This window comes from Kineococcus gurbantunggutensis (assembly GCF_050871925.1).
Taxonomy (GTDB): Bacteria; Actinomycetota; Actinomycetes; order Actinomycetales; family Kineococcaceae; genus Kineococcus.
On record NZ_JBJLSG010000005.1, the window covers coordinates 40,975 to 65,743 of the forward strand.

The 24,769-nt window shown below is 76.0% G+C and carries 23 protein-coding genes; 15 read left to right on the top strand and 8 right to left on the bottom strand.

The genetic code is table 11. The features are described 5' to 3' along the window. Positions 1–61: 61 nt before the first annotated feature. On the top strand, positions 62–907 hold the full coding sequence (rfbD, locus tag ACRYR7_RS01520; RefSeq protein ID WP_432570306.1) for a dTDP-4-dehydrorhamnose reductase: 846 nt from the start codon (positions 62–64) through the stop codon (positions 905–907). Between the two features lie 9 nt (positions 908–916). Here the strand turns inward: rfbD and rfbA are convergent, their stop codons facing one another. Then, positions 917–1,789 (bottom strand): glucose-1-phosphate thymidylyltransferase RfbA, encoded by an 873-nt coding sequence (gene rfbA / locus ACRYR7_RS01525; RefSeq protein ID WP_432570307.1) that lies wholly within the window; start codon positions 1,787–1,789, stop codon positions 917–919. A gap of 20 nt (positions 1,790–1,809) precedes the next feature. Between rfbA and rfbB the strand changes: the two genes are divergently transcribed. Beyond that, complete coding sequence (rfbB, locus tag ACRYR7_RS01530; protein WP_432570308.1) at positions 1,810–2,799, top strand: dTDP-glucose 4,6-dehydratase; 990 nt, start codon at positions 1,810–1,812, stop codon at positions 2,797–2,799. A gap of 52 nt (positions 2,800–2,851) precedes the next feature. Here the strand turns inward: rfbB and ACRYR7_RS01535 are convergent, their stop codons facing one another. After that, positions 2,852–3,793, bottom strand: a complete 942-nt coding sequence (locus ACRYR7_RS01535) for a glycosyltransferase (RefSeq protein ID WP_432570309.1) — start codon at positions 3,791–3,793, stop codon at positions 2,852–2,854. Between the two features lie 143 nt (positions 3,794–3,936). Next, complete coding sequence (locus tag ACRYR7_RS01540; protein ID WP_432570310.1) at positions 3,937–5,574, bottom strand: dolichyl-phosphate-mannose--protein mannosyltransferase; 1,638 nt, start codon at positions 5,572–5,574, stop codon at positions 3,937–3,939. Between the two features lie 244 nt (positions 5,575–5,818). Here ACRYR7_RS01540 and rsmI point away from each other — a divergent pair, with 244 nt between their 5' ends. The 5 genes from rsmI to ACRYR7_RS01565 all read left to right on the top strand — a co-directional run bounded on the left by rsmI (position 5,819) and on the right by ACRYR7_RS01565 (position 11,187). After that, positions 5,819–6,736, top strand: a complete 918-nt coding sequence (rsmI, locus tag ACRYR7_RS01545) for a 16S rRNA (cytidine(1402)-2'-O)-methyltransferase (RefSeq protein WP_432570334.1) — start codon at positions 5,819–5,821, stop codon at positions 6,734–6,736. 196 nt (positions 6,737–6,932) lie between these two features. Next, positions 6,933–8,123: a right-handed parallel beta-helix repeat-containing protein gene (locus ACRYR7_RS01550; protein ID WP_432570311.1), complete on the top strand. Its 1,191-nt coding sequence runs from the start codon at positions 6,933–6,935 to the stop codon at positions 8,121–8,123. 96 nt (positions 8,124–8,219) lie between these two features. Beyond that, positions 8,220–8,711, top strand: a complete 492-nt coding sequence (locus ACRYR7_RS01555) for a hypothetical protein (RefSeq protein ID WP_432570312.1) — start codon at positions 8,220–8,222, stop codon at positions 8,709–8,711. Then, positions 8,708–9,679: an HTTM domain-containing protein gene (locus ACRYR7_RS01560; RefSeq protein ID WP_432570313.1), complete on the top strand. Its 972-nt coding sequence runs from the start codon at positions 8,708–8,710 to the stop codon at positions 9,677–9,679. Before ACRYR7_RS01555 ends, ACRYR7_RS01560 begins: the two co-directional genes overlap by 4 nt. Before the next feature lie 338 nt (positions 9,680–10,017). Beyond that, entirely contained in the window at positions 10,018–11,187 is a 1,170-nt protein-coding gene (locus tag ACRYR7_RS01565) for a right-handed parallel beta-helix repeat-containing protein (RefSeq protein ID WP_432570314.1), read from the top strand. 80 nt (positions 11,188–11,267) lie between these two features. On the opposite strand, the gene ACRYR7_RS01570 is transcribed toward ACRYR7_RS01565, so the two are convergent. After that, positions 11,268–12,926 (bottom strand): solute symporter family protein, encoded by a 1,659-nt coding sequence (locus ACRYR7_RS01570; protein ID WP_432570315.1) that lies wholly within the window; start codon positions 12,924–12,926, stop codon positions 11,268–11,270. After that, the gene (locus ACRYR7_RS01575; protein ID WP_432570316.1) at positions 12,923–13,288 is read right to left on the bottom strand and encodes a DUF485 domain-containing protein; all 366 of its coding nucleotides are present in this window, start codon (positions 13,286–13,288) and stop codon (positions 12,923–12,925) included. Before ACRYR7_RS01575 ends, ACRYR7_RS01570 begins: the two co-directional genes overlap by 4 nt. A 215-nt stretch (positions 13,289–13,503) precedes the next feature. Between ACRYR7_RS01575 and ACRYR7_RS01580 the strand changes: the two genes are divergently transcribed. The 3 genes from ACRYR7_RS01580 (at position 13,504) to ACRYR7_RS01590 (ending at position 17,058) form a co-directional block, all read left to right on the top strand. Continuing rightward, entirely contained in the window at positions 13,504–14,718 is a 1,215-nt protein-coding gene (locus ACRYR7_RS01580) for an amidohydrolase (RefSeq protein ID WP_432570317.1), read from the top strand. 111 nt (positions 14,719–14,829) lie between these two features. After that, positions 14,830–16,047, top strand: coding sequence for a glycosyltransferase family 61 protein (locus tag ACRYR7_RS01585; RefSeq protein ID WP_432570318.1), 1,218 nt, complete (start codon positions 14,830–14,832; stop codon positions 16,045–16,047). 60 nt (positions 16,048–16,107) lie between these two features. Continuing rightward, positions 16,108–17,058, top strand: a complete 951-nt coding sequence (locus tag ACRYR7_RS01590) for a diacylglycerol/lipid kinase family protein (RefSeq protein ID WP_432570319.1) — start codon at positions 16,108–16,110, stop codon at positions 17,056–17,058. A gap of 51 nt (positions 17,059–17,109) precedes the next feature. Here the strand turns inward: ACRYR7_RS01590 and ACRYR7_RS01595 are convergent, their stop codons facing one another. Then, positions 17,110–17,715 carry a DUF7711 family protein gene (locus tag ACRYR7_RS01595; protein ID WP_432570320.1) on the bottom strand — a complete coding sequence of 202 codons (606 nt, stop codon included), beginning with the start codon at positions 17,713–17,715 and terminating at the stop codon, positions 17,110–17,112. Between the two features lie 115 nt (positions 17,716–17,830). Between ACRYR7_RS01595 and ACRYR7_RS01600 the strand changes: the two genes are divergently transcribed. Then, complete coding sequence (locus ACRYR7_RS01600; protein WP_432570321.1) at positions 17,831–18,334, top strand: OsmC family protein; 504 nt, start codon at positions 17,831–17,833, stop codon at positions 18,332–18,334. 63 nt (positions 18,335–18,397) lie between these two features. Here the strand turns inward: ACRYR7_RS01600 and ACRYR7_RS01605 are convergent, their stop codons facing one another. Together ACRYR7_RS01605 and ACRYR7_RS01610 are read right to left on the bottom strand one after the other, a co-directional pair. Further along, positions 18,398–19,540 carry an aldose epimerase family protein gene (locus tag ACRYR7_RS01605; RefSeq protein WP_432570322.1) on the bottom strand — a complete coding sequence of 381 codons (1,143 nt, stop codon included), beginning with the start codon at positions 19,538–19,540 and terminating at the stop codon, positions 18,398–18,400. A gap of 64 nt (positions 19,541–19,604) precedes the next feature. Further along, a complete protein-coding gene (locus ACRYR7_RS01610) occupies positions 19,605–20,264 on the bottom strand; it encodes a uracil-DNA glycosylase (protein ID WP_432570335.1) in 660 nt (219 codons plus the stop codon). 193 nt (positions 20,265–20,457) lie between these two features. Here ACRYR7_RS01610 and ACRYR7_RS01615 point away from each other — a divergent pair, with 193 nt between their 5' ends. The 4 genes from ACRYR7_RS01615 (at position 20,458) to ACRYR7_RS01630 (ending at position 24,730) form a co-directional block, all read left to right on the top strand. Then, positions 20,458–20,778 (top strand): DUF3263 domain-containing protein, encoded by a 321-nt coding sequence (locus ACRYR7_RS01615; RefSeq protein ID WP_432570323.1) that lies wholly within the window; start codon positions 20,458–20,460, stop codon positions 20,776–20,778. A gap of 407 nt (positions 20,779–21,185) precedes the next feature. Beyond that, the gene (locus ACRYR7_RS01620) at positions 21,186–21,389 is read left to right on the top strand and encodes a cold-shock protein (RefSeq protein WP_179749831.1); all 204 of its coding nucleotides are present in this window, start codon (positions 21,186–21,188) and stop codon (positions 21,387–21,389) included. Positions 21,390–21,700: 311 nt separating this feature from the next. After that, positions 21,701–23,329 carry a chaperonin GroEL gene (gene groL, locus ACRYR7_RS01625; protein ID WP_432570324.1) on the top strand — a complete coding sequence of 543 codons (1,629 nt, stop codon included), beginning with the start codon at positions 21,701–21,703 and terminating at the stop codon, positions 23,327–23,329. A 108-nt stretch (positions 23,330–23,437) separates the two neighbouring features. Next, positions 23,438–24,730 (top strand): D-arabinono-1,4-lactone oxidase, encoded by a 1,293-nt coding sequence (locus ACRYR7_RS01630; RefSeq protein WP_432570325.1) that lies wholly within the window; start codon positions 23,438–23,440, stop codon positions 24,728–24,730. Positions 24,731–24,769: the final 39 nt, after the last annotated feature.

Below are 24,769 nucleotides of genomic sequence, written 5' to 3' on the forward strand. Positions count from 1 at the left end.
CGGTGAGCGATTCGTCACCGTAGGCTGCCGCCCGTCGGGTACCGGGAGCGGAGGGGGACGCGTGCGCTGGGTCGTGGCCGGGGCCACCGGGATGCTCGGGGTGGACGTCGTGGACGTGCTGCGCGGGGCCGGGCAGGACGTGAGCGCCCTGGGCCGCGCCGACCTCGACGTCACCGCCGCCGACGAGTGCCGGCGCGCGGCGGCCGGGGCCGACGTCGTCGTGAACTGCGCCGCGCACACCGCGGTGGACGCCGCCGAGACCGAGGAGGGCGCGGCGTTCGCGGTCAACGCGCTCGGCGCGCGCAACCTGGCGGTGGCCGCGGCCGCCGCCGGCGCCCGCCTGGTGCACGTCTCCACCGACTACGTCTTCGACGGCACCGCCACCGAGCCGTACCCGGCCGGCGCCCTGCCGGCCCCGCGCGGGGCGTACGGGCGCACCAAGGCCGCGGGGGAGTGGGCGGTGGCCGCCAGCGGCGCCGACGCGCTCGTGCTGCGCACCGCCTGGTTGTACGGGGCGCACGGCTCCTGCTTCCCGCGGACCATCGCCCGCGCCGGCGCCGAGCGCGGGGCGCTGTCCGTCGTGGACGACCAGGTGGGGCAGCCCACCTGGACGCGGGACGTCGCGCGCCTGGTGCTGGACCTGGTGGCCGCCGGCGCCCCCGCCGCCACCCACCACGCCGTCTCGGCGGGGCGGTGCTCGTGGTACGGGTTCGCCGCCGCCGTGCTGGCCTCGGCGGGGCTGGAGCGGGTGGCGCTGGAACCCGTCACGAGCGCGCAGTTCGTGCGCCCGGCGCCGCGCCCGGCGTTCTCGGTGCTGGACACCTCGGGCCTGGCCGCGGCCGGGGTGGAACCGATCGGTCCCTGGCGCGAGCGGTGGGAGCTGGCCGCGGCCTCGGTGCTGGGCTGAGCGCGCGGCTCAGCGCGCCGCGCGCGCCAGCAGCTCGAGCAGGTACGCCCCGTACCCGCTCTTGGCCAGGCGCTCGCCGCGCTCGCGCAGCTCGTCGTCGCTCAGCCAGCCGTTGCGCCAGGCGATCTCCTCCGGGCAGCCGATCTTCAGGCCCTGGCGCGCCTCCAGGGTGCTCACGTAGTTGGCCGCGGCGAGCATCTGGTCGAACGTGCCGGTGTCCAGCCACGCGGTGCCGCGCGGCAGCACCTCCACCTTCAGCGCCCCGCGCCGCAGGTAGGTGAGGTTCACGTCGGTGATCTCCAGCTCGCCGCGCGCCGAGGGGCGCAGGCCCCTGGCGATGTCCACGACCTCGTGGTCGTAGAAGTACAGGCCCGGCACGGCGTAGTTGCTGGCGGGGACGGCGGGTTTCTCCTCCAGGCCGGTGGCGTTGCCGTCGGCGTCGAAGGACACCACGCCGTACGCGCTGGGGTCGCTGACCCAGTAGGCGAAGACGGCCCCGCCGCTGAGGCCGTCGAAGCGGCGCAGCTGCGAACCCAGGCCGGGGCCGTAGAAGATGTTGTCCCCCAGCACGAGCGCGACGGACTCCCCGGCCAGGAACTCCTCGCCGATGAGGAACGCCTGCGCCAGCCCGTCGGGGGAGGGCTGCACCGCCCAGCTGATCGAGACGCCGAACTGCGAGCCGTCGCCCAGCAGCCGCTGGAACTGCTCGGCGTCGTGCGGGGTGGTGATGACGAGGACGTCGCGGATCCCGGCCAGCATGAGGGTGGACAGCGGGTAGTACACCATCGGCTTGTCGTAGACGGGCACGAGCTGCTTGCTGATCCCCCGGGTGATGGGGTGCAGCCGGGTGCCGGAGCCGCCGGCGAGGATGATTCCGCGCATGGCACCGTAGTATGACTCTCATGAGACTCCTGGTCACGGGCGGTGCAGGTTTCATCGGGAGCCACTACGTGCGCTCCGCCCTGACCGGGGCCCACGGCGCGAGCGGGGTGGGTTCCCTGGTGGTGCTGGACAAGCTCACCTACGCGGGGAACCTCGCCAACCTCGACCCGGTGGCCTCCGACCCGCGCCTGGAGGTCGTCGAGGGCGACATCACCGACGCCGCCACCGTGGACGCCCTCGTCGCGCACACCGACGTCGTGGTGCACTTCGCGGCCGAGAGCCACGTCGACCGCTCCATCACCGGCGCGGCCGGTTTCGTGCGCACCAACGTCGTGGGCACCCAGACGCTGCTGGACGCGGCGCTGCGGCACGGGGTGGAGAAGTTCGTGCACGTCTCCACCGACGAGGTGTACGGCAGCATCGAGTCCGGTTCCTGGTCCGAGGACCACGCCCTGGAGCCGAACAGCCCGTACTCGGCCTCCAAGGCCTCCAGCGACCTGCTCGCGCGCGCCTACCACCGCACCCACGGCGTCCCGACGGTGGTGACGCGCTGCTCGAACAACTACGGGCCGTACCAGTTCCCGGAGAAGGTGCTGCCGCTGTTCATCACCTCGCTGATGCGCGGCGGCACGGTGCCGCTGTACGGCGACGGCCTGAACGTGCGCGACTGGCTGCACGTGGACGACCACTGCCGCGGCATCCAGCTCGTGCTCGAGGGCGGGCGCCCCGGCGAGGTGTACAACATCGGCGGCGGCACGGAGCTGACCAACCGCGAGCTCACCGGGCGGATCCTGGACGCCTTCGGCGTCGGCTGGGAGCGGGTGCGCCAGGTCGAGGACCGCAAGGGCCACGACCGCCGCTACTCCGTGGACACCTCCAAGATCCGCGCCGAGCTGGGCTACGAGCCGCGGGTCGGCTTCGAGGAGGGCCTGGCCTCGACCGTCGCCTGGTACCGCGAGAACGAGCAGTGGTGGCAGCCGCTGCTCAAGCACCTCACCGTGGTGCGCTGAGCCGGCCGCCCGGCGCGCCCGGGCGGGCCGGGCGGGCCGGACGGCCGGGCGCCTACAGGGCCAGCGGCTGCGCGTCCCCGCGCAGGTCCACCGCGCTGGCGGCGGCGGCGAGGAAGTCGTCGGGGCCGATCGCGTCGGCCTCGCGCACCACGGCCAGGCCGCGCGCGCGCAGCATCCCGGCGATCTGCTCCTGGTGGTCGTCGACGTGCTCGCCGAACTCCGCGCGGCGCGGCACCAGCAGGGGCAGCTTGCCCGCCTGCAGCGCCTCCAGCGCCACGCCGGTGCCGGCGTGCGCCACGACGAGGTCGGCCTCGCGCATGGCCGCGCCGAGCTCGGCGGCCGGCACCGCGGCGCGCGCGCCGAGCACGGGCAGGCCGGTGGTGTCCGTGGTGCCGGTCTGCCACAGCACCTCGGCGCCGGAGTCGTGCAGCAGGGGCGCCAGGTGCTCCAGCAGGCGGCGGAAGCCGTAGGTGCGCGAGGTGCCCAGCGAGACGACGACGCGGGAGACCTTGCCGGGCGCCTGCGCGCGGCGCGCCTGCCAGCCGTCGAAGACCGAGCCGGCGTACTTCCACTTGCGCGAGGCCCAGGAGGCGTTCTGGGTGTACAGCTCCACCCCGGGCACCCTGGCCAGCACCCGCCCGCTCAGCGAGGGCCCGTCGGTGCGGGTGGCGCTCTCGATGTAGTAGGCGGGCGTGCCGCGCAGGCGCGCCTGGGGCAGCACGGAGACCGCCAGGCTGGAGCCGGTGCTCACCACGGCGGACAGCCGGCGGCGCTTGCACAGCGGGAAGGCCAGCACGGCGTTGTGCAGGGCCGCCCCCACGTCGCGGGTGGGCCCGGGCCGGACCCAGGTGACGTCCTGGCCGGCCAGCAGGGACTCCGACTGCGGGGTGGGCACGGTGACCCAGTGGAAGGTGTCGTCCATGGGCAGGCGGCGGGACAGCGTCTTCAACTGCATGAGGTGTCCGCCGTCGTTGGCCACGAGCAGTGCAGTCATGAGGCAGACCTCGTCCGATCGCGGCTGCCCGGACGGAGCAGCCTGTGACGGGCTGCACTGTACCGACTGCCCTCGGTGACTGTCACATGACGATCACGGAGCGTGCACCACCCTCCCGGCCGGGCCCCGCCGCGCCGGCGGCCTCACACCCAGCTCGGCAGCCACATCCGGTCCTGCCAGGACCCGTAGGGGATCACCTGGGCCGTGTAGACCGGCCAGAAGAAGGCGAAGCAGGCCACGCACGCGACCACCACGGCGCCGGCGGCCAGCGCCCCGCGGCGGCGCCGGCGCAGCGCCGCCTCCACGTCCGCGCCCCCGCGCAGCACCGCCGCCCCCGGGTCCGGCCCCAGCAGCAGGCCCAGCGCGAAGGTCACCGCCAGCACCACGAACGGCACCAGGACCACCGCGTAGAAGGTGAAGATCGTGCGGTGCTGGTACTGGAACCACGGCAGGTACGTGGCCGCGTACCCGGCCAGCACCGCTCCCGCGCGCCAGTCCCGGCGCAGCGCCCACCACCACAGCAGCACCACCAGCGCCACCAGGCCCGCCCACCACAGCACCGGCGTGCCCAGCGAGGTGATCGCCTTCGAGCACGCCGCCACCTCGCAGCCCTGCTGGCCCAGCTTCGGGTCCTCGTAGAAGAAGGAGGTCGGCCGGCCCTGCACCAGCCACGACCACGGGTTGGCCGCGTACGGGTGCGGGCTGTCCAGGCCGACGTGGAAGGCGTACGCCTGCTGGTGGTAGTGCCACAGCGAGCGCAGCGCGTCCGGCACCAGGGCCCCGGCGCCGGAGGAGGGGTGCTGCTCGCCCCACTGCCGGCCCCACCCGGCGCTGGAGGCGAACCAGCCCGCCCAGCTCGCCACGTACACCGCCAGCGCCACCGGCACCGTGGACAGGAACGCCGGCACCCCGTCGCGCCAGGCCGCCGCCGGCAGCCACGCCCGCACGCCCACCGCCCGGCGCGCCCCGGCGTCCCAGAGCACCGTCAGCAGCCCGAAGACGGCCACGACGTAGATCCCGGACCACTTCACCCCGCACGCCAGGCCCAGGCTCACCCCGGCCGCCAGCCGCCAGCCGCGCAGGCCCAGGCGCGGGCCGAGGCCGTCCGCGCCCCGCTCGGCCACCGCCCGCGCCAGCCGCTCGCGGGCCCGGTCGCGGTCCACTAGCAGGCAGGCGAACGCCACCAGCACCCAGAAGGAGAGGAAGACGTCCAGCAGGCTGGTGCGGCTCTCCACGAAGTGCAGCCCGTCGGTGGCCAGCAGCACCGCCGCCGTCACCCCCAGCACCGTGGAGCGGAACAGCCGCCGCGCCACCCGCCCGACCAGCAGGATCGACAGGGTGCCCACCACGGCCGCCGAGAAGCGCCAGCCGACGGAGGAGTCCACCCCGAAGAGCCACTGGCCCACCGCGATCATCCACTTGCCCACCGGCGGGTGGACGACGAAGTCGCCGACGGTGTCGAAGACGTCCGGCGTGCCGGCGGTGAACAGCGCGTCCGGGGTCGCGCCCAGGTCGGGGTCGTTGCGCAGCTCCACGCCGTGCTGCAGCAGCGACCAGCCCTGCTTGACGTAGTACGTCTCGTCGAAGACGAGCTGGTGCGGCTCGCCCAGGCGCCAGAAGCGCAGCAGGCCGCCGATCGCGGTGACCACCAGCAGCGGCACCCAGCCGCGCCACCACGGCTCGGCGGTGGTCTCCGAGTCCCCGCCCAGCAGGCGCTCGCGCGCCTCCCGCTCGTCCCAGCGGCGCGCCGCGGGCCGGGCGCCCGCGCTCGTCGCGCTCACGGCGCGGTCCTCGGCAGCGGCCTCACGCGACGTCCCCGCGGCTGTCGATCACGTCCGTCATCGTAGGTGCGCACCCGCGCGCACGGCCGCGCGCCGGCCGCGGCGCGGCGTGCGCGAGGATCGGGGGGTGGAGGCGACGGGGAGCGACGGCGGGGCCGCGACGGGCGAGGCGCCGGACCCGGCGGTGGACCCGGTATTGGACCCGGCGGTGGACACGCCGGCGGGCCCGGCGGTGGATACGCCGGTGGACACGGCGGCGGGCCCGGTGGCGGACGTGGCGGGGCGCGGGCGCCTGGTGCTGGCCGCCACCCCCATCGGCAACCCCGGCGACGCCTCGCTCCGGCTGCGCGAGCACCTCGCCGCCGCCGACGTCGTGGCCGCCGAGGACACCCGCCGCCTGCACCGCCTGTGCGCCGCGCTGGGCGTGGCCCCCGCCGGGCGGGTGCTCAGCTACCACGAGCACAACGAGGTCGCCCGCACCCCCGCCCTGGTGCAGGAGGTCGCCGGCGGCGCCACCGTCCTGCTCGTCACCGACGCCGGGATGCCCTCGGTGTCCGACCCCGGCTACCGGCTGGTGCACGCCTGCGCCGAGGCCGGGCTGCTCGTCACCGCCCTGCCCGGGCCCTCCGCGGCGCTGACCGCGCTGGCCCTGTCGGGGCTGCCCAGCGACCGCTTCGCCTTCGAGGGCTTCCCGCCGCGCAAGCCCGGCCAGCGCGAGCGCGCGCTGCACGAGCTGGCCGCCGAGCGGCGCACCCTGGTCTTCTTCGAGTCCCCGCACCGCACCGCCGCCACGCTCGCCGCGATGGTCGCCGCCTTCGGCGCCGCCCGCCCGGCCGCGCTGTGCCGGGAGCTGACCAAGACGTACGAGGAGGTCGTGCGCGCCCCCCTGGGGGAGCTGGCGCGCTGGGCCGGGCAGCGCGAGGTGCGCGGGGAGGTGTGCCTGGTCGTCGCCGGTGCCGAGGAGGGGGCCGGGGTCGAGGAGCTGGACGAGGCGGAGCTGGTGGCGCGCGTGCTGGAGCGCGTGGGCGCCGGCGAGCGCCTGAAGGAGGCGGTGCGCGAGGTCGCCCGCCGGCACGGCGCCGTCGCGCGCGAGCTGTACGACGCGGCCGCCGCCGCGCAGCGCGCCTCCCGCGCGGGGGCGGGCGCGGCGCCCCGCGGCTGAGGGCGCGGCGCCGAGCGGTCCAGGCCCCGGCGGGCGCACCGACACGCGCGGGGAACGGGCGGGAACGGGCACGGGAACGGGTGTAACCGGGCATCACCCGTTCGCCAGCACACTGCGGGCGGAGAGAGTAGGCGCCGGGGCGCCCCGATGCATGGGGGGAGAAGAACGAACCCCCTCCCGGACCAGGAGTCCTCCCGTGCTCACCGCCGCCCGCCCCGCCGCCGCCCGTCGCCCCCGCCGCTCGCGCACCCTGCTCGCGGCCGCCGCGCTCGTCGCCGCCCTCGGTGCCGGCGCCGGGATCGGCACCGCCCCCGCCGCGCAGGCCGCCGCCTCCCCGGTGATGAATTACGACGGCGCCACCGTCAACAACGCCCGCATCCCCGCTGCGGCCGTCGCGATCGAGACCGTCACCCCGGTCGCCTTCGACCGCGCCGTGTACTTCGTCGGCTCCACCCAGGTCGGCACCGTCGGTTCCGCCGCCGTCGACGCCGACGGCTCGTACCGCGGCACCGGGACCGTGGACCTGACCGGGCGGACCGGCTCGGTCACCCTCGTCGCCAAGCTGTACAAGGGCAAGTACATGGTGCAGAGCGTGTTCAAGGTCCTGCGACTGGTCCCGCCCACCCCGGTCGGCATCCCGGCCGGCTGGCCGAACGCCGCCACCACCGGCGTGCCCGCCGGCAAGGTGCTGCAGCGCACCGGTGACGTGGTCGTCACCACCCCCGGCACCGTGCTCGACGGCCTCGACATGGGCTGCCTGACCGTCCGCGCCGCGAACGTCGTCGTGCGCAACTCGAAGGTCACCTGCGCCGACGCCCGCCTGCAGGCCGTGGCGCTGCAGGACGCCAAGGGGTTCGTCATGGAGGACTCCGAGATCGACGGCGCGAACGGCACCGCCGAGGTCGCGATCGGCTGGAGCGGCTACACGCTGCGGCGCGTGGAGGTGCGCGGCACCCAGGACGGCCCGCGCCTGGGCAGCGACGTGACGATCGAGGACAGCTGGGTGCACGGCCTGGTCCGCGACCCCGACGTGCACACCGACGCGCTGCAGTCCACCAGCGGTGAGCGCATCATGGTCCGACACAACACCCTCGACCCGCGCACCCCCGGGGCCGACGACTTCCTCAACGCCGCCGTGCAGCTGGGCACCGAGACCGGCGCGAAGAAGCTGCGCAACGCGGTGTTCGAGAGGAACTACTTCAACGGCGGCACCTACTCCGTCAACGTCAGCTGCACCGCGAACGTCGACAAGAGCGTGGTATTCCGCGACAACCGCTTCGGCCACGGCGGAAAGTACGGCGCCGTGATCGCTCCCGCCGGCGTGAAGCTGTCGGGGAACACCTGGTCCGACAGCGCCACCGCGGTGCCCGTCGCCAAGGCCTGCTGAGCCGTCCCGTCCCCGTCGTCGACACCCCCGAACGGGGGGCGGGACGATCCGGGAAATGACGCTACGGGATTACGTGGTGACTCTTAGGGTTCACCCGTGTCGACCACCACGCACCGCGCAGCTCCCCGGCGCACGGCAGTGCGGGCGGTCTTCGCCCTCGCCGTGATCGCCCTGCCCCTCCAGGTCGGGATCCGCCACCTGGCCTCCGAGCCGTACCCCGGCCTCTACCAGCCCTCCTTCGGCGGGGTGCCCCTGGCCGGGCGCGAGGCGGTGACCACCGAGGCCGAGGTCACCCTCGAGCTCGCCGGCGGTCAGCGGCGCACCAGCAGCGTCGAGGAGGTCCTGCCGCCCACCGGCGTCCTGCCGCGCTACGTCTTCGCCCGCGGCTTCGGCGACCAGGAGGCCGCCGACGACCCGCGCACGGTGGCCTGGCTGCGCGAGCGCGCCGCGACCCTCGACGACCGGCCCGTCACCGCGCTGGACGTGCGCTGGCAGCGGGTCGGGTACTCCCTCGACGACGGCTCCCGCCGCGTGCTCGAGGACCTCGACCACGTGCGCGTCGACCTCGCCGCCGGCGGTGACCGGTGAGCCGGGCGTGGGCGGCGTTCGACCGGTGGGTCGAGCGCGGGCCCTTCACCGCCACCGACCTGGGGCGCTACCGGGTGCTGTTCGCCCTGCTGCTGCTGCTGACCCCCCGGCGGTTCGCCTGGGTGGGGGCCTTCCCGGACTCCTTCGTCGACGGCCCGCCCGGGCCCTTCATGCTGCTGCGCGCCGTCCCGCCGCCGGCGGTGCTCACCGGCCTGGACCTGCTCCTCGCCGTCGCCGCCGCGTTCCTGCTGCTGGGGCTGTTCACCCGCACCGCCTCCGTCGTGGTCGGGCTGACGCTGCTGACCGGCAACGGCATCGCGTACAGCCTCGGCAAGATCGACCACGACATCTTCCTCGTGCTGGTGCCGCTGGTCCTCGCGTTCGCCCGCTGGGGGGACGCCGTCTCCGTCGACGGCCTGCGCCGCGCCCGCCGGGCCGGGCCCGGGAGCGCGGTGCCCGCCCCGCCGCAGTGGCCGCTGCGGCTGCTCGCGCTCCTCGTGGGACTGGGTTTCCTCACGGCCGCCGTGCCCAAGCTGCTCAGCGGCTGGCTGTCCCCGGCGACGCAGGCCGTGCAGGGCGTGATGTTCACCCAGTACCACGTCAACGGCCGCACCGAACTGCTGGCGAGCACGGCCCTGGACGTGCGCAGCGCCTTCCTGTGGGAGGTCGCCGACGTCGCCACCGTCCTGCTGGAGGGGCTGCTCGTCCTCGCCGCGCTGAACTGGCGGGCGTGGCGGGTGGGGATCGCGATCGCCTCGCTGTTCCACCTGGGCGTGCTGCTCACCATGAACATCGGCTTCGCGGTGAACGTCGTCACCTACGCCGCCTTCGTCGCCTGGGGGACGTTACGCCTGCCCGTGGCGCTGACGCGGCCGCGGTGGTGGTCGCTGCGCTGGGGCGCCCCCGTGGCGCTCGTGCTCGGTCTGCTCGCCGCGCTACGCCCGCGGGACTGGGTCCTGCCGCACTAGGCGCGGGCCCTCGTCGTCCTGGCCGCGCTCGTGAGCGCCTGGTACCTGCTGCGCACGGCCCGCGACCTGGTCGGGCGCGCCCGGCCGGACCGCCGCCACGCCGACTTGACCGCGCCCCGCTCGGCGACCCCGCCGCTCGGCCGCCGCTGAACCCCGCGGAACCGCCCGACCTCCCCGCGGGCGCACCGGGGGTCCGGCCGGTGAGCGGCGCCACGCCCTGGCGGTCACCGGTTCAAACCCCGGCTCACCCGTTCGCCGTGACGCCTTGGCCGAAGCAGTAGGCGCTGGACCGTCCCGAGAACTTCAGCAGAACGACCCGCTGAGTTCCGGAGGATCCTGTGATCACCGCTTCCCGCTCCCGCGCCTCCCGCGTCCGCTCCCTGGTCACCGCCGCGCTGCTCGCGGCCGTCGCCGCCGCGTCCGTGCTGCCCGCGCCCACCGCGCGCGCCGCGACCACCCCCGGCATGACGTACCAGGGCGCCAGCGTGAACATGGCGAACATCCCCGCGACGACGGTCCCCATCGCGGTGACGACCCCGGTGAAGTTCGACCGCGGCACCTACTCCCTCGACGGCGCGGTCGTCGGCACCCTCGGCGCGGTCACCTTCGACGGCACCACCCACACCGGCACCGGCACCGCCGACCTCACCGGGCGCACCGGCGCCGTCGCCCTGGTGGCCAGGCTCTACAGCGGCAAGTACCAGGTCCAGACGGTCACCAAGTGGCTGCGCGCCGTCCCGCTGGACACCACGAGCGTGCCCGCCGGGTACCCGGGCGCCGCCACCACGGGCGTGCCCGCCGGCGTGCAGCTCACGCCCTCCACGGACCTGGAGGTCTGGGAGGCCGGCGCCGTCCTGGACGGCTTGGACGTGCAGGGCTGCCTGACGGTGCACGCCCCCGGCGTCACCGTGCGCAACTCGCGGATCACCTGCGACAGCGAGCAGCTGCGCGCCGTCAGCCTGGTCGACGCCCCCGGCTTCGTCATGGAGGACTCCGAGATCGACGGCCGCGGCAAGGCGGAGGTCGCGATCGGCTGGAGCGGCTACACGCTGCGGCGCGTGGAGGTGCGCGGCACCCACGACGGCCCGCGCCTGGGCGACCGCGTGACGATCGAGGACAGCTGGGTGCACGACCTCGTGCGCGCCGACGGCGTCCACACCGACGGCACCCAGTCCACCTCCGGCACCGGCATCCTCGTGCGCCGCAACACCTTCGACCCCCGCCAGGCCGGCTCCGCGGACTTCCTCAACGCCGCCGTCCAGCTCGGCAGCGAGACCGGTGCGCAGGTGCTGCGCGATGCGCGCTTCGAGGACAACTTCTTCAACGGCGGGGCGTACTCGGTGAACGTCAGCTGCGTGGCGAACTTCTCGAACGTCGTCTTCAGCCGCAACCGCTACGGCCACGGCAGCCGCTACGGGGCCGTCATCGCCCCCGCCGGCATCGACTTCTCCACCGACACCTGGGCCGACACCGGCCTGCCCGTGCCCGTCAAGCCCGCCTGCGCCTGAGCGCCCGGGGCGCCACGCGCGAGGAGCCGCGGACGACCGGCGACCCGGCCGTCCGCGGCTCCTCGCACGCGCAGGGGACGTCAGTGCTGCACGGCCTTCTCCGCGCCGGCGCCCGTGAGCGAGCGCACCTCCATCTCCGCCGCGCGCTTCTCGTTGCCGCGCTCGCGGCCGGTGACCGAGCCCAGCCAGCCCAGGAAGAAGGCCAGCGGGATCGTCACCAGGCCCGGGTTCTCCAGCGGGAACCAGGAGAAGTCCACGGACGTGTCGGTGATCATCGACAGGCTCGCCCCGGTGACCGGGTCCGTCTTGCCCGAGACGACCGGGGAGAGCGCGATGAGCACCAGGCAGGAGAGCAGGCCGCCGTAGGTGCTCCACAGCGCGCCGCGCGTGGTGAACCGCCGCCAGAACAGCGAGTACAGGATCGTGGGCAGGTTCGCGCTGGCGGCCACCGCGAACGCCAGCGCCACGAGGAACGCCACGTTCTGCCCGTTGGCGAAGATGCCGCCGACGATGGCGACCGCGCCGATGACGACGATCGTGATGCGCGCGACCCGCACCTCGGCGGTGGGCGAGACCTCGCCCTTCTTGATGACGCTGGCGTAGATGTCGTGCGCGAAGGAGGCGCTGGCGGTGATCGCCAGGCCGGCGACAACCGCGAGGATCGTCGCGAACGCCACCGCCGCGATCACGCCCAGCAGGATCGTGCCGCCCAGCTCGTAGGCCAGCAGCGGCGCGGCGGAGTTGGCCCGCCCCGGAGCGGCCCGGATGGCGTCCGGCCCGACGATCGCCGCCGCGCCGTAGCCGATGACGAGGGTGAACAGGTAGAAGACGCCGATGATCCAGATCGCCCACACCACGCTGCGGCGGGCCTCCTTGGAGCTGGGCACCGTGTAGAAGCGCATGAGCACGTGCGGCAGGCCCGCGGTGCCCAGCACCAGCGCCAGCGCCAGCGACAGGAAGTTCAGCTTGGAGGTCTCGCTGGCGCCGTACTGCGCGCCGGGCTCCAGCAGGGCCTCGCCGGCCGAGCCGGGGGCGGCCACGGCCGCGCCGAGGACCTCCGAGAGGTTGAAGCCGTAGCGGGCCAGCACCCACACCGTCATCACGGCCGCGCCCACCACGAGCAGGCACGCCTTGATGATCTGCACCCAGGTGGTGCCCTTCATGCCGCCGACGAGGACGTAGAGCACCATGAGGGCGCCCACGACCGCGATGACGACGTTCTGCCCCGCGCGCGAGTCGATGCCCAGCAGCAGGGCGACCAGCCCGCCGGCGCCGGCCATCTGCGCCAGCAGGTAGAAGAACGACACCGCCAGCGTCGAGATCGCCGCGGCCGTGCGCACGGGCCGCTCGCGCAGCCGGAAGCTGAGGACGTCGGCCATCGTGAAGCGCCCGGTGTTGCGCAGCAGCTCCGCCACCAGCAGCAGCGCCACCAGCCACGCGACGAGGAACCCGATGGAGTACAGGAACCCGTCGTAGCCGTAGATCGCGATGGCCCCGGCGATGCCGAGGAAACTGGCCGCCGAGAGGTAGTCGCCGGCGATGGCCACGCCGTTCTGCGGGCCGGTGAAGCCGCGCCCGCCGGCGTAGAAGTCGGCCGCCGAGCGGTTGTTGCGGCTGGCCTTGATGACCACGGCCAGCGTCACCGCGACGAAGGCGGCGAAGATGGCGATGTTGACGCCCGGGTTGCCGATGTCCGTGCCGGCCGCCGCGGCGGGCAGGGCGCTCAGGGCCGCGCTCACCGGTCACCCCCCTCCACGCGGCGGCGCAGCTCCTCGGCCGCCGGGTCGAAGTTCTTGTTCGCCCACCGCACGTACACCGTGGTGATGACGAACGTGGAGACGAACTGGCCGAGCCCCAGCAGCAGCCCGACCGTGATGTTGCTGCCGCCGAGGCGGGTGCCCATGAAGCCGTGCGCGTAGTCGGCCAGCAGCACGTAGGTGGCGTACCACACCAGGAACAGCGCCGACAGCGGCAGGACGAAGCGGCGGAAGCGCCGCCGCAGCGCCTGGAACTCCGGGGAGTCGCGCACCTCCTCGTACGGTGTGCGTGCCGGGCCCGCGCCGGACGGCGGGCCGCTGGATCCGTGGTCCGTCGTGCTCACCAGAACCTCCTCGTCCTCCCCGGACCGTCGCCGGGGCGTGAGGGTCGTCACGGTAGCGGCCACCGGGCCGGGGCGCGGCAGAAACGCCGCCGCACCTTCCGGAACGTCGGGAACCTGTTCCGGAAGGCGGGGACCCGCCCGGTCGCCGGCACCGGTGCGACCCCGGTACGACCCCGAGCCGGTGCCCCGCCGCGGTCACCGGGCACACTGCGCCGGTGGACAGCGCACTGCGGGACGTGGCGATCGTCGGGGGCACCGTCCTCCGCCTGACCCCCGGCTGGGCCGGCGAGCGCGAGCGGGCCACCGTGCTCCTGCGCGGCGGGCGCGTGGAGGCCGTCGGCCCCGACGTGGCCGTGCCGGAGGGCGCCGACGTCCTGGACGCCACCGGCCACCTGGTGCTGCCCGGCTTCGTCGAGCCGCACACCCACCTCGGCGTGCACGCCGAGGGGGAGGGCTGGCACGGCGCCGACGTCAACGAGAAGGGCACCCCGCGCGGGGCCCGGCTGCGCGCCCTGGACGGCGTGGACCCCGCCGACACCGGCTTCGCCGACGCGCTCTCGGTCGGCGTGACCACCGCGGTCGTCATGCCCGGCTCGGCCAACGTCGTGGGCGGGCAGACCGCCGCGCTGAAGACGTGGGGCGCCACCGTCGACGAGATGCTGCTGCGCGCGCCCGTGGGCGTGAAGAGCGCGCTGGGGGAGAACCCCAAGAAGAACGACGGGCCCACCACCCGCATGGGCGTGGCCGCCGCCCTGCGCGACGCCTTCGCCGCCGCCCGCCGCCACGCCGCCCGCCGCGAGCGGGCGCTGGCCGCCGGCGAACCGTGGGACGAGCCCGTCGGCGACGAGCGCGACGCGGAGGTGCTGGCCCGCGTCCTGGCCGGCGAGATCGTCTGGCACCAGCACGCCCACCGCGCCGACGACATCGCCACCGCCGTGCGCATCGCCGAGGAGTTCGGCTACCGGCTGGTGCTCAACCACGCCACCGAGGGCCACCTCGTGGCGCACGTGCTCGCGCGCGCCGGCGTGCCCGCCGTCGTCGGCCCGCTGCTGACCTCGCGCTCCAAGCCGGAGCTGCGCCACCGCACGCCCGCCGTGCCCGGGGTGCTCGCGCGCGCCGGGGTCACCGTCGCCCTGACCACCGACCACCCCGTGGTGCCGGTGCAGCACCTGACCCTCTCGGCGGCCGTGGCCGTGCGCGAGGGCCTGGACCCCGACGAGGCGCTGCGCGCGATGACGCTCAACCCCGCCCGCGTGCTCGGCCTGGACGACCGCGTCGGCTCCCTGGCCCCCGGCCTCGACGGCGACGTCGTCGTCTGGTCGGGCGACCCGCTGCTGGTGTCCTCGCGCGCCCTGCACGTGCTGGTCGGCGGCCGCCGCGCCTACCGCTGGGCCGACGGCGCCGGGCGGGTGGCCGACCCGCTGGCCTGAGCGCGCCCGCGCCCCCGGCGAGCCGTCGCGCGGGCCGCCGCACGGGCCGTCACGCGGGGTGACGCGACGTGAGAGTGGTCACGTCCCGAGCGAACCGTCACCATCGCTGACGTGGCGACGGGCAACGTCGGCTGGCCCTACCTGCTCCGGCGCGCGCTCGGCTTCCACGTGCGCGACCGGCTGCGGGCCGCGGCCGCGCCCGCGGCGGCGCACCCCGAGACGACCTCCACCGAGCTCGCCGCCCGCGGCGGCGCCCGCCGGGTCCCGGTCCACCCCGCCACCGGGCCGGTGCCGCTGCACCGCCCCGAGGGGCTGCCGCGCGGCACGTGGCGCTCCTGGCGCGCCGGGCACGTCGGCGCCGCGGGCGAGCAGTTCGTCCTCGACGTGCGCGGCGCCACGGTCGTCGGCGGGGCCGGCTGGGTCTTCGACTCCGGCCGCCTCATCGCGGACCTGTGGCAGGACGTCGACCGCCCCCAGGAGCGGGCCTCCTCGGCGCGCCGGCTGGCGGCCCCCGCCCGGCCCGACGGGCCCGCCCGCGCGCTGGCGGGCACCACGGCCTCGCTGCTGTCCCCGTGGGCGCCGAACTACTACCACTGGACGGTGCAGGCCGTGCCCCGCCTGAGCCTGCTGGCCGCCGCCGCCGACCCGCGCGAGGTCGATCACTGGCTCGTCCCCGAGCCGATCCACCCCCACCTCGGCCAGTGGCTGGACCACCTCGGCGTGCCCCGCGCGGCGCGCGTGCCGGTGCCCACCGGCCTCGGGCACCGCTTCACCGCCGAGCGCCTGCTGGTCACCTCCGTGCCCTCCGCCGGCTACGACGTCCCGCGCTGGGTCGTGCAGGACGTGCGCGCCCGCGTCGCCCCGCTGCGCCGCGGCGGCGGGCCGGCGGCGCTGTTCGTGGACCGGGTGGGCGACGGGCGGCGCCGGCTGCTCAACCGCGGCGAGGTGCTGCGCGTCGTGCGCGAGCGCGGCCTCGCCGTCGTCGACACCGCCGACGCCACCCTGGCCGAGGAGGTGGCGCTCTTCTCCTCCGCCCGCCTGGTGGTGGGCGTGCACGGCGCGGGGCTGACCAACGCCCTGTACTGCCCCCCGGGCGCCCACCTGGTGGAGATCGCCCCCTCGGGCCTGTCGTACCCCACCTTCCACAAGCTCGCCGCGGTCGCCGACCTGCACCACCACGTCCTGCCCGGCACCGAGCCGGCGCTGCCCTGGCGCCTGAGGTTCCTCGACAACGTCGCCGACGTCGTCGCCGACGTGCCGGCGCTGACCCGGCTGCTGGACCGGCTGCTCGCGGCGCCCGCGCCCGCGCCCGCCGGCGAGGTGGTGTGAACCCGCCGTGAGCGCGCCCGCGCCGGGCACGCGCGCCGCCGCCGCGGCGTTGGTCCCGGTGTGGGAGAGCAGCAGCAGGCGGGGCCGCGCCCCGCGCCGGGGCCGGGGGAGCCACCACCGGGCGGGGTCCTCGCCGTCGTCAACGCCGCCGCCGGGTCCGCCCGCGAGGCCGCGGTCGACGCGGTCGTCGGCGAGCTCGGGCGCGAGGCCGACGTCGAGCTGCGGCGCACCCGCGGCCTGGACGACCTGCGCGCGGCGCTGCTGGCCGGCGACGGCCGCCGCGTCGTCCTGCTGGGCGGCGACGGCACCCTGCACGCCGCGCTGCAGCTGCTCTGGGACGCCGGCGCCACCCGCGACGTCGGGCCCCTGGGCGTGGTGCCGCTGGGCACCGGCAACGACCTGGCCCGCTCCCTGCGGCTGCCGCTGGACCCGGTGGCCGCCGCGCGGGTGGCCCTGCGCGGGCGCCCGCGCGACCTGGAGCTGCTCGTCGACGGCCACGAGCGGATCACCGTCAACACCGTCCACGCCGGCATCGGCGCCGCCGCCACCGCCAGGGCGCAGCGGCTGAAGGGCGTCCTGCGCGCCGGCGCCTACCCGGTGGGCGCGCTGTGGGCCGGCGTCGGCGCCGGGCGCGGCTTCCGGCTGCGGGTGGAGGTCGACGGCCGCGTGGTGGCCACGGGGGAGCGCCCGCTGCTCGTCGTCGGCATCGGCATCGGCGGCACCATCGGCGGCGGCGCCCCCCTGGTGCCCGCCGCCGACCCGCACGACGGCGTCGCCGACGTGGTGGTGTCCACCTCCACCGGGCCCCTGGCGCGCCTGGGCTTCGCCAGCGGCCTGCGCAGCGGCGTGCACGTGGACCGCCACGACGTGACCACCACGACCGGCAGGACGGTGGAGATCACCGCCCTGGAGGGCACCTTCCGGCTCAACTCCGACGGCGAGGTCAGCGACCCGCAGCGCCACGAGCGCTTCGAGATGCACGCCGACGTGTGGCGCGTCGTCTGCCCCTGAGGCACCCGGGGACCCGGGGCCCGGGGGGCCGGGTCCCCGGGGGCGGCGCCCTCAGCGGCCCAGCGCGTCCAGCAGCTCCAGGTGCCCGGCCACCGCGGCCGCCAGGGCGTCGGCGCGCCCCAGCGGCGAGCCCGGCGCCCAGCGGTGCGCGGCGAAGTCCCCGCTGGTGCGGCGCACCGCGGTCAGGCTCGCCGCCAGCTCCTGCTCCAGCTGCGCGCGCAGCACCTCCGGCGCCGGCTCCGGCGGGCGCAGCCGGGCGCCCTCCCCGGCGCGCAGCGCCTCCAGCACGGCCCCGTCGGTGCCGCCCTCCAGCGACCACAGCCGCACGGGCGCGGTGACCGCGTGGTTGGCCACCGGGCGCCCCGCGGGGCGGAAGACCACCCGCACCGGCCGCTTGGCCAGGCCCGAGGCGGCCAGCCACTGCCCGGCGCCGGGCGGGGCGGTGCCCCAGGCGCACTCCACCGGGTCCGCGTCGCACACCAGCGCCGCGCCGACGCCGCCCTCGTCGGGCACCTCCTCGGCGGGCGGGCCCAGCAGCGGCCCCCACAGCCACGCCTCGGACACCCGCAGCCGCACGATCCCCGGCGGCTGCGCCGCCACGTGCGCGCACCGCTCGGCCACCTGCTCCGCGGTCCGCACCGCCGTCGCCCACCTCACGCGGGGCAGTCTGCCCGCCCGCTGCCCGCCCGCTGCCCGCCCGCCGCCCGGCCGCGCGCCGCGGGACCGGGCGGCGGCCGCTGCGCGCACCGCCGCGCGGCCTTAGGGTGCCCCGGTGGACGCGACCGAGCTCAGGGCCCTGCAGAAGCCGTTGAAGGACAAGTACCGCGAGGACCCCGCCTCCGCGGCCGTGCCCGCGCGGGCGGTGGCCGTGCTGGACGGGCAGTCCATCGGGGTCTCCGTCGACGGGTTCGCCGGCACCACCCGCGCCGGGCTGCACCCGGCCGCCGGCGGCGACGGCACCGAGGCCTGCTCCGCCGACATGCTCTGCGAGGCCGTCGCCGCCTGCGCCGGCGTGACGCTGCGCAGCGTCGCCACGGCGATGGGCGTGGAGCTGCGCGGCGCCAGCGTCACCGCCGAGGCGACCTGGGACGCGCGCGGCACCCTCGGGGTGGACCGCTCCGTGCCCGTGGGCATCACCGACGTCACCGTCACCTTCGACTTCACCTCCGACGCCGACGAGGCCACCGAGGCGAAGATGGTCTCCCTGGCCGAGCGCTACTGCGTCATCGCCCAGACCCTGCAGGTGCCGCCGAAGGTCACCGTCCGCCGCGCCTGAGGGCCCGGGGCGCACCGGTGCGGCCCCGGCGGTCGCCGGGGCCGCCCGCGCCTGATCCCGGGGTCAGGCGCCCGGGGCGTCCAGCACGAACGAGGTCGTGGTGGTGAACACCGCGCCCGGGCGCAGCACGGCCCCGGCCAGCCCGCCGCCGAGCCCGCCCTCGCTGAACGCCGGCCGGTTCACCGCGTCGGGCAGCAGCTGCGTCTCCAGGCACAGGGCGTCGCCCTGGCGCACCGGCCGGCCGGACAGGTCGCGCCAGGCGCCGTCCAGGAAGTTGCCGGTGTAGAGCTGCAGGCCCGGCGCGTCGGTGCGCACCCGCAGCCGCCGGCCGCTGCGCGGGCCGGTGAGCTCCACCACCTCGCGCTCGCCGGTGCCGGCGTCGTCGAGCACGAGGCTGTGGTCGTAGCCGCCGGCGCGCAGGAGCTGCTCGTCGGCCTCGCGCAGCCGCTCGCCCAGGCGGGCGGGGGAGCGGAAGTCGAACGGGGTGCCCGCCACCTCGCGCAGCTCGCCGGTGGGGATGAGCACCTCGTCCACCGGCAGGTAGCGCGAGGCGTGCGCGCGCAGCACGTGGTCCTCCACCGTGCCGGGCCCGTCGAGGTTGACGTAGGCGTGGTTGGTGAGGTTCACCGGCGTGGCCGCGGTGGTGGTGGCCTCGTAGTCCAGCCGCAGCACCACCCCGTCCGGTCCCTCGGACAGCGCGTAGGTCACCGCCGCCACCAGCTCGCCGGGGAAGCCCATGTCGCCGTCGAGGCTGCGCAGGCTCAGCCGCACCGCCGGGCCGGCCGCCGCGGCGACCTCCTCGGCCCGCCACACCCGCTGGTCGAAGCCCTCGGCGCCGCCGTGCAGGGCGTTGGGGCCGTCGTTGAGCGGCACGCGGTGCTCGACCCCGTCGACGGTGAAGCGCCCGCCGGCCAGGCGGTTGGCCACCCGGCCCACCACCGCGCCCGGGTAGCCCTCGGCGGCCTCGTAGGAGGCCACGTCGGGCAGGGCCACCACCACGTCGCCCCGGGCCCCGGCCGCGTCGGGCACGCGCAGCCGGTGCAGGGCCGCGCCGCGGGTGAGGACCTCGGCGCTCGCCCCGGAGGGCAGCCGCAGCTCCCAGCGCTCCACGGGCTCGCCGCGGCGGGTGCGCCCGAAGGGGGTGCGGACGACGCTGCCGGTGCCGCTGCCTGCGCTGCTGCCGCTCTCGGCGGGGGAGGTGCTCATGGCGGCATCGTGCCGTGCCCGCGCGGCCGGGCGCCGGGCGGGTCGCGGCGCGCGCGGGACCCGCTCAGGCGTCCAGCCGCCAGTCGACCCCCTCGCCGCCGGCCTCGCGCAGCAGGGCGTCGACGCGGCTGAAGGGGCGCGAGCCGAAGAACCCGCGCGAGGCCGACAGCGGGCTGGGGTGCACCCCGGTCACCACCGGCACCCCCTGGAGCAGCGGCTGCACGGACTGCGCGTCGCGGCCCCACAGCAGCGCCACCAGCGGCCCGCCGCGCGCGGCCAGGGCCCGCACGGCGGCGTCGGTGACGGCCTGCCAGCCCAGGCGCCGGTGCGAGCCGGCGTCGCCGGCGCGCACGGTCAGGGCCCTGTTGAGCAGCAGCACGCCCGAGCGGGTCCAGGCGCTCAGGTCGCCGTGCGCGGGCGGCTGCACGCCGGTGTCCGCGCGCAGCTCCTTGTAGACGTTGACCAGGCTGCGCGGCAGCGGCCGCACGTGCGGCTCCACGGCGAACGCCAGCCCGATCGGGTGCCCCGGCGTGGGGTAGGGGTCCTGCCCCACCAGCAGCACGCGCACCTGGTCGAACGGCTGGCGGAAGGCGCGCAGCACGTGGGCGGGCGCGGGCAGCCACGGGCCGGGCTCGGCGGCCAGGCGCGCCGAGAGCGCCGACAGCTCCGCGCGCACCGGGGCCAGCGCGCGCGCCCAGCCGGGGTCCAGGTCGTCGATGCCCAGGCCCGCGGGGTCGTCGCCGTCCCCGCCCTCCCCGACGGCGTCCAGGGGCAGGGCGGTCTGCTGCGGCTCGGGTCCGGGGCGCTGGGCGGGCACGCGGCGACGCTAACGCGGTGCGCCCGGCCCCGCGCGCCGCGCGCGGCCCGCGCCGCCGGCGCCTCCTACAGTGGGGCCGGTCGCAGGAGAGGGGCAGGTCGTGGACGGGTCGCAGGGGCAGGTCGGCGCGACGGCGCGCGAGGGGGGCGCGGAGCCCGGCGGGGCCGAGGGTGCGCTCAGCCGCCGCGACGCCGCGATCCTGGCCTTCGAGCGGCAGTGGTGGAAGTACGCCGGCGCCAAGGAGCAGGCGGTGCGCGAGATGTTCGACCTGACGCCCACGCGCTACTACCAGGTGCTCAACGCCCTCATCGACACCCCCGAGGCGCTCGAGCACGACCCGATGCTCGTCAAGCGCCTGCGGCGCATGCGCTCCAGCCGCCAGCGCGCCCGCTCGGCGCGCCGCCTGGGCGTGCAGCCCTGAGCGCGCGCGGCGGGCGGGGGCCGCGCCAGCTCGCGGCCCGGCGCGGGGCGCACCGCACGCGCCGCTCGCCCGCGGGGGTGCTGCTGCTCGTGCTGGCCTGGTCGGCGCTGGTGCTGCTGGTGGCCGGCGCGGCGGTGCTGGCGGTGCGCCGGGTCGCCGGCCCGCTGGTGGGCACCGCCGCGGGGCTGCTGTGAGGTGTCCCGCCCCGCGGACCGGCCTGGTCGAACCCTGCCCCGCGAGCCCCTCCCACCACTAGCCTGAGCAGCGGTCGATCAGTTCGATGAGCGCGTCCTGCACGGGGCCGGCACGTCGGGCCTCGCCCACGGCCTCACCGCCGCGGGCAGCGTGAGACCCGTCCCCGGGCGACGCCGGGGGCGTCCCGCTCGCTGCACCACCAGGAGAAGGCAATGGCTCAGGGCACCGTGAAGTGGTTCAACGCCGAGAAGGGGTACGGCTTCATCACCGTGGACGACGGTGGCGCCGACGTCTTCGTGCACTACTCGGCGATCGTCGCCGACGGCTACCGCTCCCTCGAGGAGGGGCAGCGCGTCGAGTTCGAGGTCGGCCAGGGCCAGAAGGGCCCCCAGGCCGAGAGCGTGCGCGGCCTCTGAGCCGCCGCGCCGGCGACCGCCCCCCGCCGGGGGCGGTCGCCGGCGGTGCCGGACCGCGCGCGCGAGGGCCGCGGCGGGCCGGTGCCCCCGGGCGAGGGGGTTTGCACTCGGGGTGGGAGAGTGCCAACATTGGCGTTGGCACTCTCGAGTCGAGAGTGACAGCACCAGCAGCACCTCGACCCGGGAGCGAAAGCTCCCGGCCGGTCCGGTGAGGCCGCCGGCGCGGGGGACGTGACCCCGACGCCGCCGGCCGTCCGTCGCGGGCACCGCTCCGGCCGACCACCGCCCGCCTTCTGGGAGGAACACCAGGCATGAGCAAGATCATCGCCTTCGACGAGGAGGCCCGCCGCGGCCTCGAGCGCGGGATGAACCAGCTCGCCGACGCTGTCAAGGTCACGCTCGGCCCCAAGGGCCGCAACGTCGTCCTGGAGAAGAAGTGGGGCGCCCCCACGATCACCAACGACGGTGTGAGCATCGCCAAGGAGATCGAGCTCGAGGACCCGTACGAGAAGATCGGGGCCGAGCTCGTCAAGGAGGTCGCGAAGAAGACGGACGACGTCGCCGGTGACGGCACGACGACCGCGACCGTCCTGGCCCAGGCGCTCGTGCGCGAGGGCCTGCGCAACGTGGCCGCGGGTGCGAACCCGATGGGCCTCAAGCGCGGCATCGAGAAGGCCGTCGAGGCCGTGACCGAGCAGCTGCTCGGCGCCGCCAAGGAGGTCACCACCAAGGAGCAGATCGCCGCGACCGCCGGCATCTCCGCCGGTGACGCCTCCATCGGCCAGCTGATCGCCGAGGCCCTCGACAAGGTGGGCAAGGAAGGCGTCATCACCGTCGAGGAGAGCAACACCTTCGGCCTGGAGCTCGAGCTCACCGAGGGCATGCGCTTCGACAAGGGCTACATCTCCCCCTACTTCGTCACCGACGCGGAGCGTCAGGAGACGGAGCTCGAGGACCCCTACATCCTCATCCTGAACTCCAAGATCTCCACGGTGAAGGACCTGCTCCCGCTGCTGGAGAAGGTCATGCAGTCCGGCAAGCCGCTGGTGATCGTGGCCGAGGACGTCGAGGGCGAGGCCCTGGCGACCCTGGTCGTCAACAAGATCCGCGGCACCTTCAAGTCGGTCGCCGTCAAGGCCCCCGGCTTCGGCGACCGCCGCAAGGCCATGCTGGGCGACATCGCCATCCTCACCGGTGGCCAGGTCATCTCCGAGGAGGTCGGGCTCAAGCTCGACACCGCCGACCTCGACCTGCTGGGCCGCGCCCGCAAGGTCGTCGTCACCAAGGACGAGACCACCATCGTCGAGGGCGCCGGCGACGCCGACGCCATCGCCGGCCGCGTGGGCCAGATCCGCGCCGAGATCGAGCGCAGCGACTCCGACTACGACCGCGAGAAGCTGCAGGAGCGCCTCGCCAAGCTCGCCGGCGGCGTGGCCGTCATCAAGGCGGGCGCGGCCACCGAGGTCGAGCTCAAGGAGCGCAAGCACCGCATCGAGGACGCCGTGCGCAACGCCAAGGCGGCCGTCGAGGAGGGCATCGTCGCCGGTGGTGGCGTGGCCCTCATCCAGGCCGGCGCCATCGCGTTCGAGAAGCTCGAGCTGACCGGTGACGAGGCCACGGGCGCGAACATCGTCAAGGTCGCCGTCGAGGCCCCGCTGAAGCAGATCGCCGTGAACGCCGGCCTCGAGGGCGGCGTCGTGGCGGAGAAGGTCCGCAACCTGCCCACCGGTCACGGCCTCAACGCCGCCACCGGCGAGTACGTGGACCTGCTCGAGGCGGGCATCAACGACCCGGTCAAGGTGACGCGCTCCGCGCTGCAGAACGCCGCGTCCATCGCGGGCCTGTTCCTCACCACCGAGGCCGTCATCGCCGACAAGCCGGAGAAGGCGGCCCCGGCCGCCGGCGGCGCCGACGGCGGCATGGGCGGCATGGACTTCTGAGTCCCCCCGCACCACCAGCACCACCCGCGAGGGCGGTCCTCCACCAGGGGGGCCGCCCTCGCGGCGTCCCGCCCCCGCGGCGTCCGCGCACCGGTTACGGTGCCGCCCGTGAGCACCTCGACGACGACGTCCAGCACGGCGCCCAGCGGCGCCCCCGGCCTGAACTGGGCCCGCAACCACCGCTACGCGGCGCGCACCCTGCACCGCCCCGAGACGCTGGAGCAGCTGCGCGAGGTCGTGGCGGGCGCGCGGCGCGTGCGGGCGCTGGGCACCCGGCACTGCTTCAACGACGTCGCCGACTCCCCGGGGGACCTGGTCTCCCTGGAGGCGCTGCCCGCGCCGGTGGAGGTCGACGGCGCCGCCGGCAGCGTGCGCGTCGGCGCCGGCACCACCTGCGGCGCCCTCGCCCAGCGGCTGCACGAGCAGGGCTGGGCGCTGCGCACCATGGCCTCCCTGCCGCACATCAGCGTCGCCGGCGCGGTGGCCACCGCCACCCACGGCTCCGGCGACCGCACCCGCTGCCTGGCCGCCGACGTGCGCGCCCTGGAGCTGGTCGGCGCCGACGGCGAGCTGCGCCGCCTCGAGCGGGGGCAGGAGGGGTTCGCCGGCAGCGTCGTGGCCCTGGGCGCCCTCGGCGTCGTCACCGCCCTCGAGCTGGACGTCGTGCCCACCTACCGGGTGCGCCAGGACGTCTACTCCGGCCTGTCCTTCGAGGCGCTCACCGCGAACTTCGACGCCGTCACCTCCGCCGCCTACAGCGTCAGCGTCTACACCACCTGGGTCGGCCAGGACACCGCGCAGGTCTGGCTGAAGACGCGCCTGTCGGACTCCGCCGAGGCCCCCGCGGAGCTGTTCGGGGCCCGCCCCGCCACCGAGGCGCTGCACCCGCTGCCGGAGGTGGACGTGCGCAACGCCACCGAGCAGCTCGGCGTGCCCGGCCCCTGGCACGAGCGGCTGCCGCACTTCCGGTACGGCTTCCAGCCCAGCAACGGCGAGGAGCTGCAGGTCGAGCACCTCGTGCCCCGCGAGCACGCCCTGGGCGCCGTCGCGGCGCTGCGCGAGCTGGGCCCCTCCCTCGCGCCGCTGCTGCACATGTGCGAGGTGCGCACCGTCGCCGCGGACGACCTGTGGCTGTCCTCGGCGTACGAGCGCGACGCGGTGGCGTTCCACTTCACCTTCAAGCAGCGCCAGCGCGAGGTGCTCGACGCCCTGGTGCACGTGGAGGAGGCGCTGGCGCCCTTCGCGCCGCGACCGCACTGGGGCAAGCTGTTCGTGACCGACGCGGCGACCCTGGCGGCCCGCTACCCGCGCTTCGCCGACGCCCGCGCCCTCGTGGCCCGCCACGACCCGGGCGCGAAGTTCGCCAACGCCTTCACCGACCGCATCGGGCTGACCGGCTGACCGGCTGACCGGCTGACCGGCTGACCGGCGGGCGGGCCC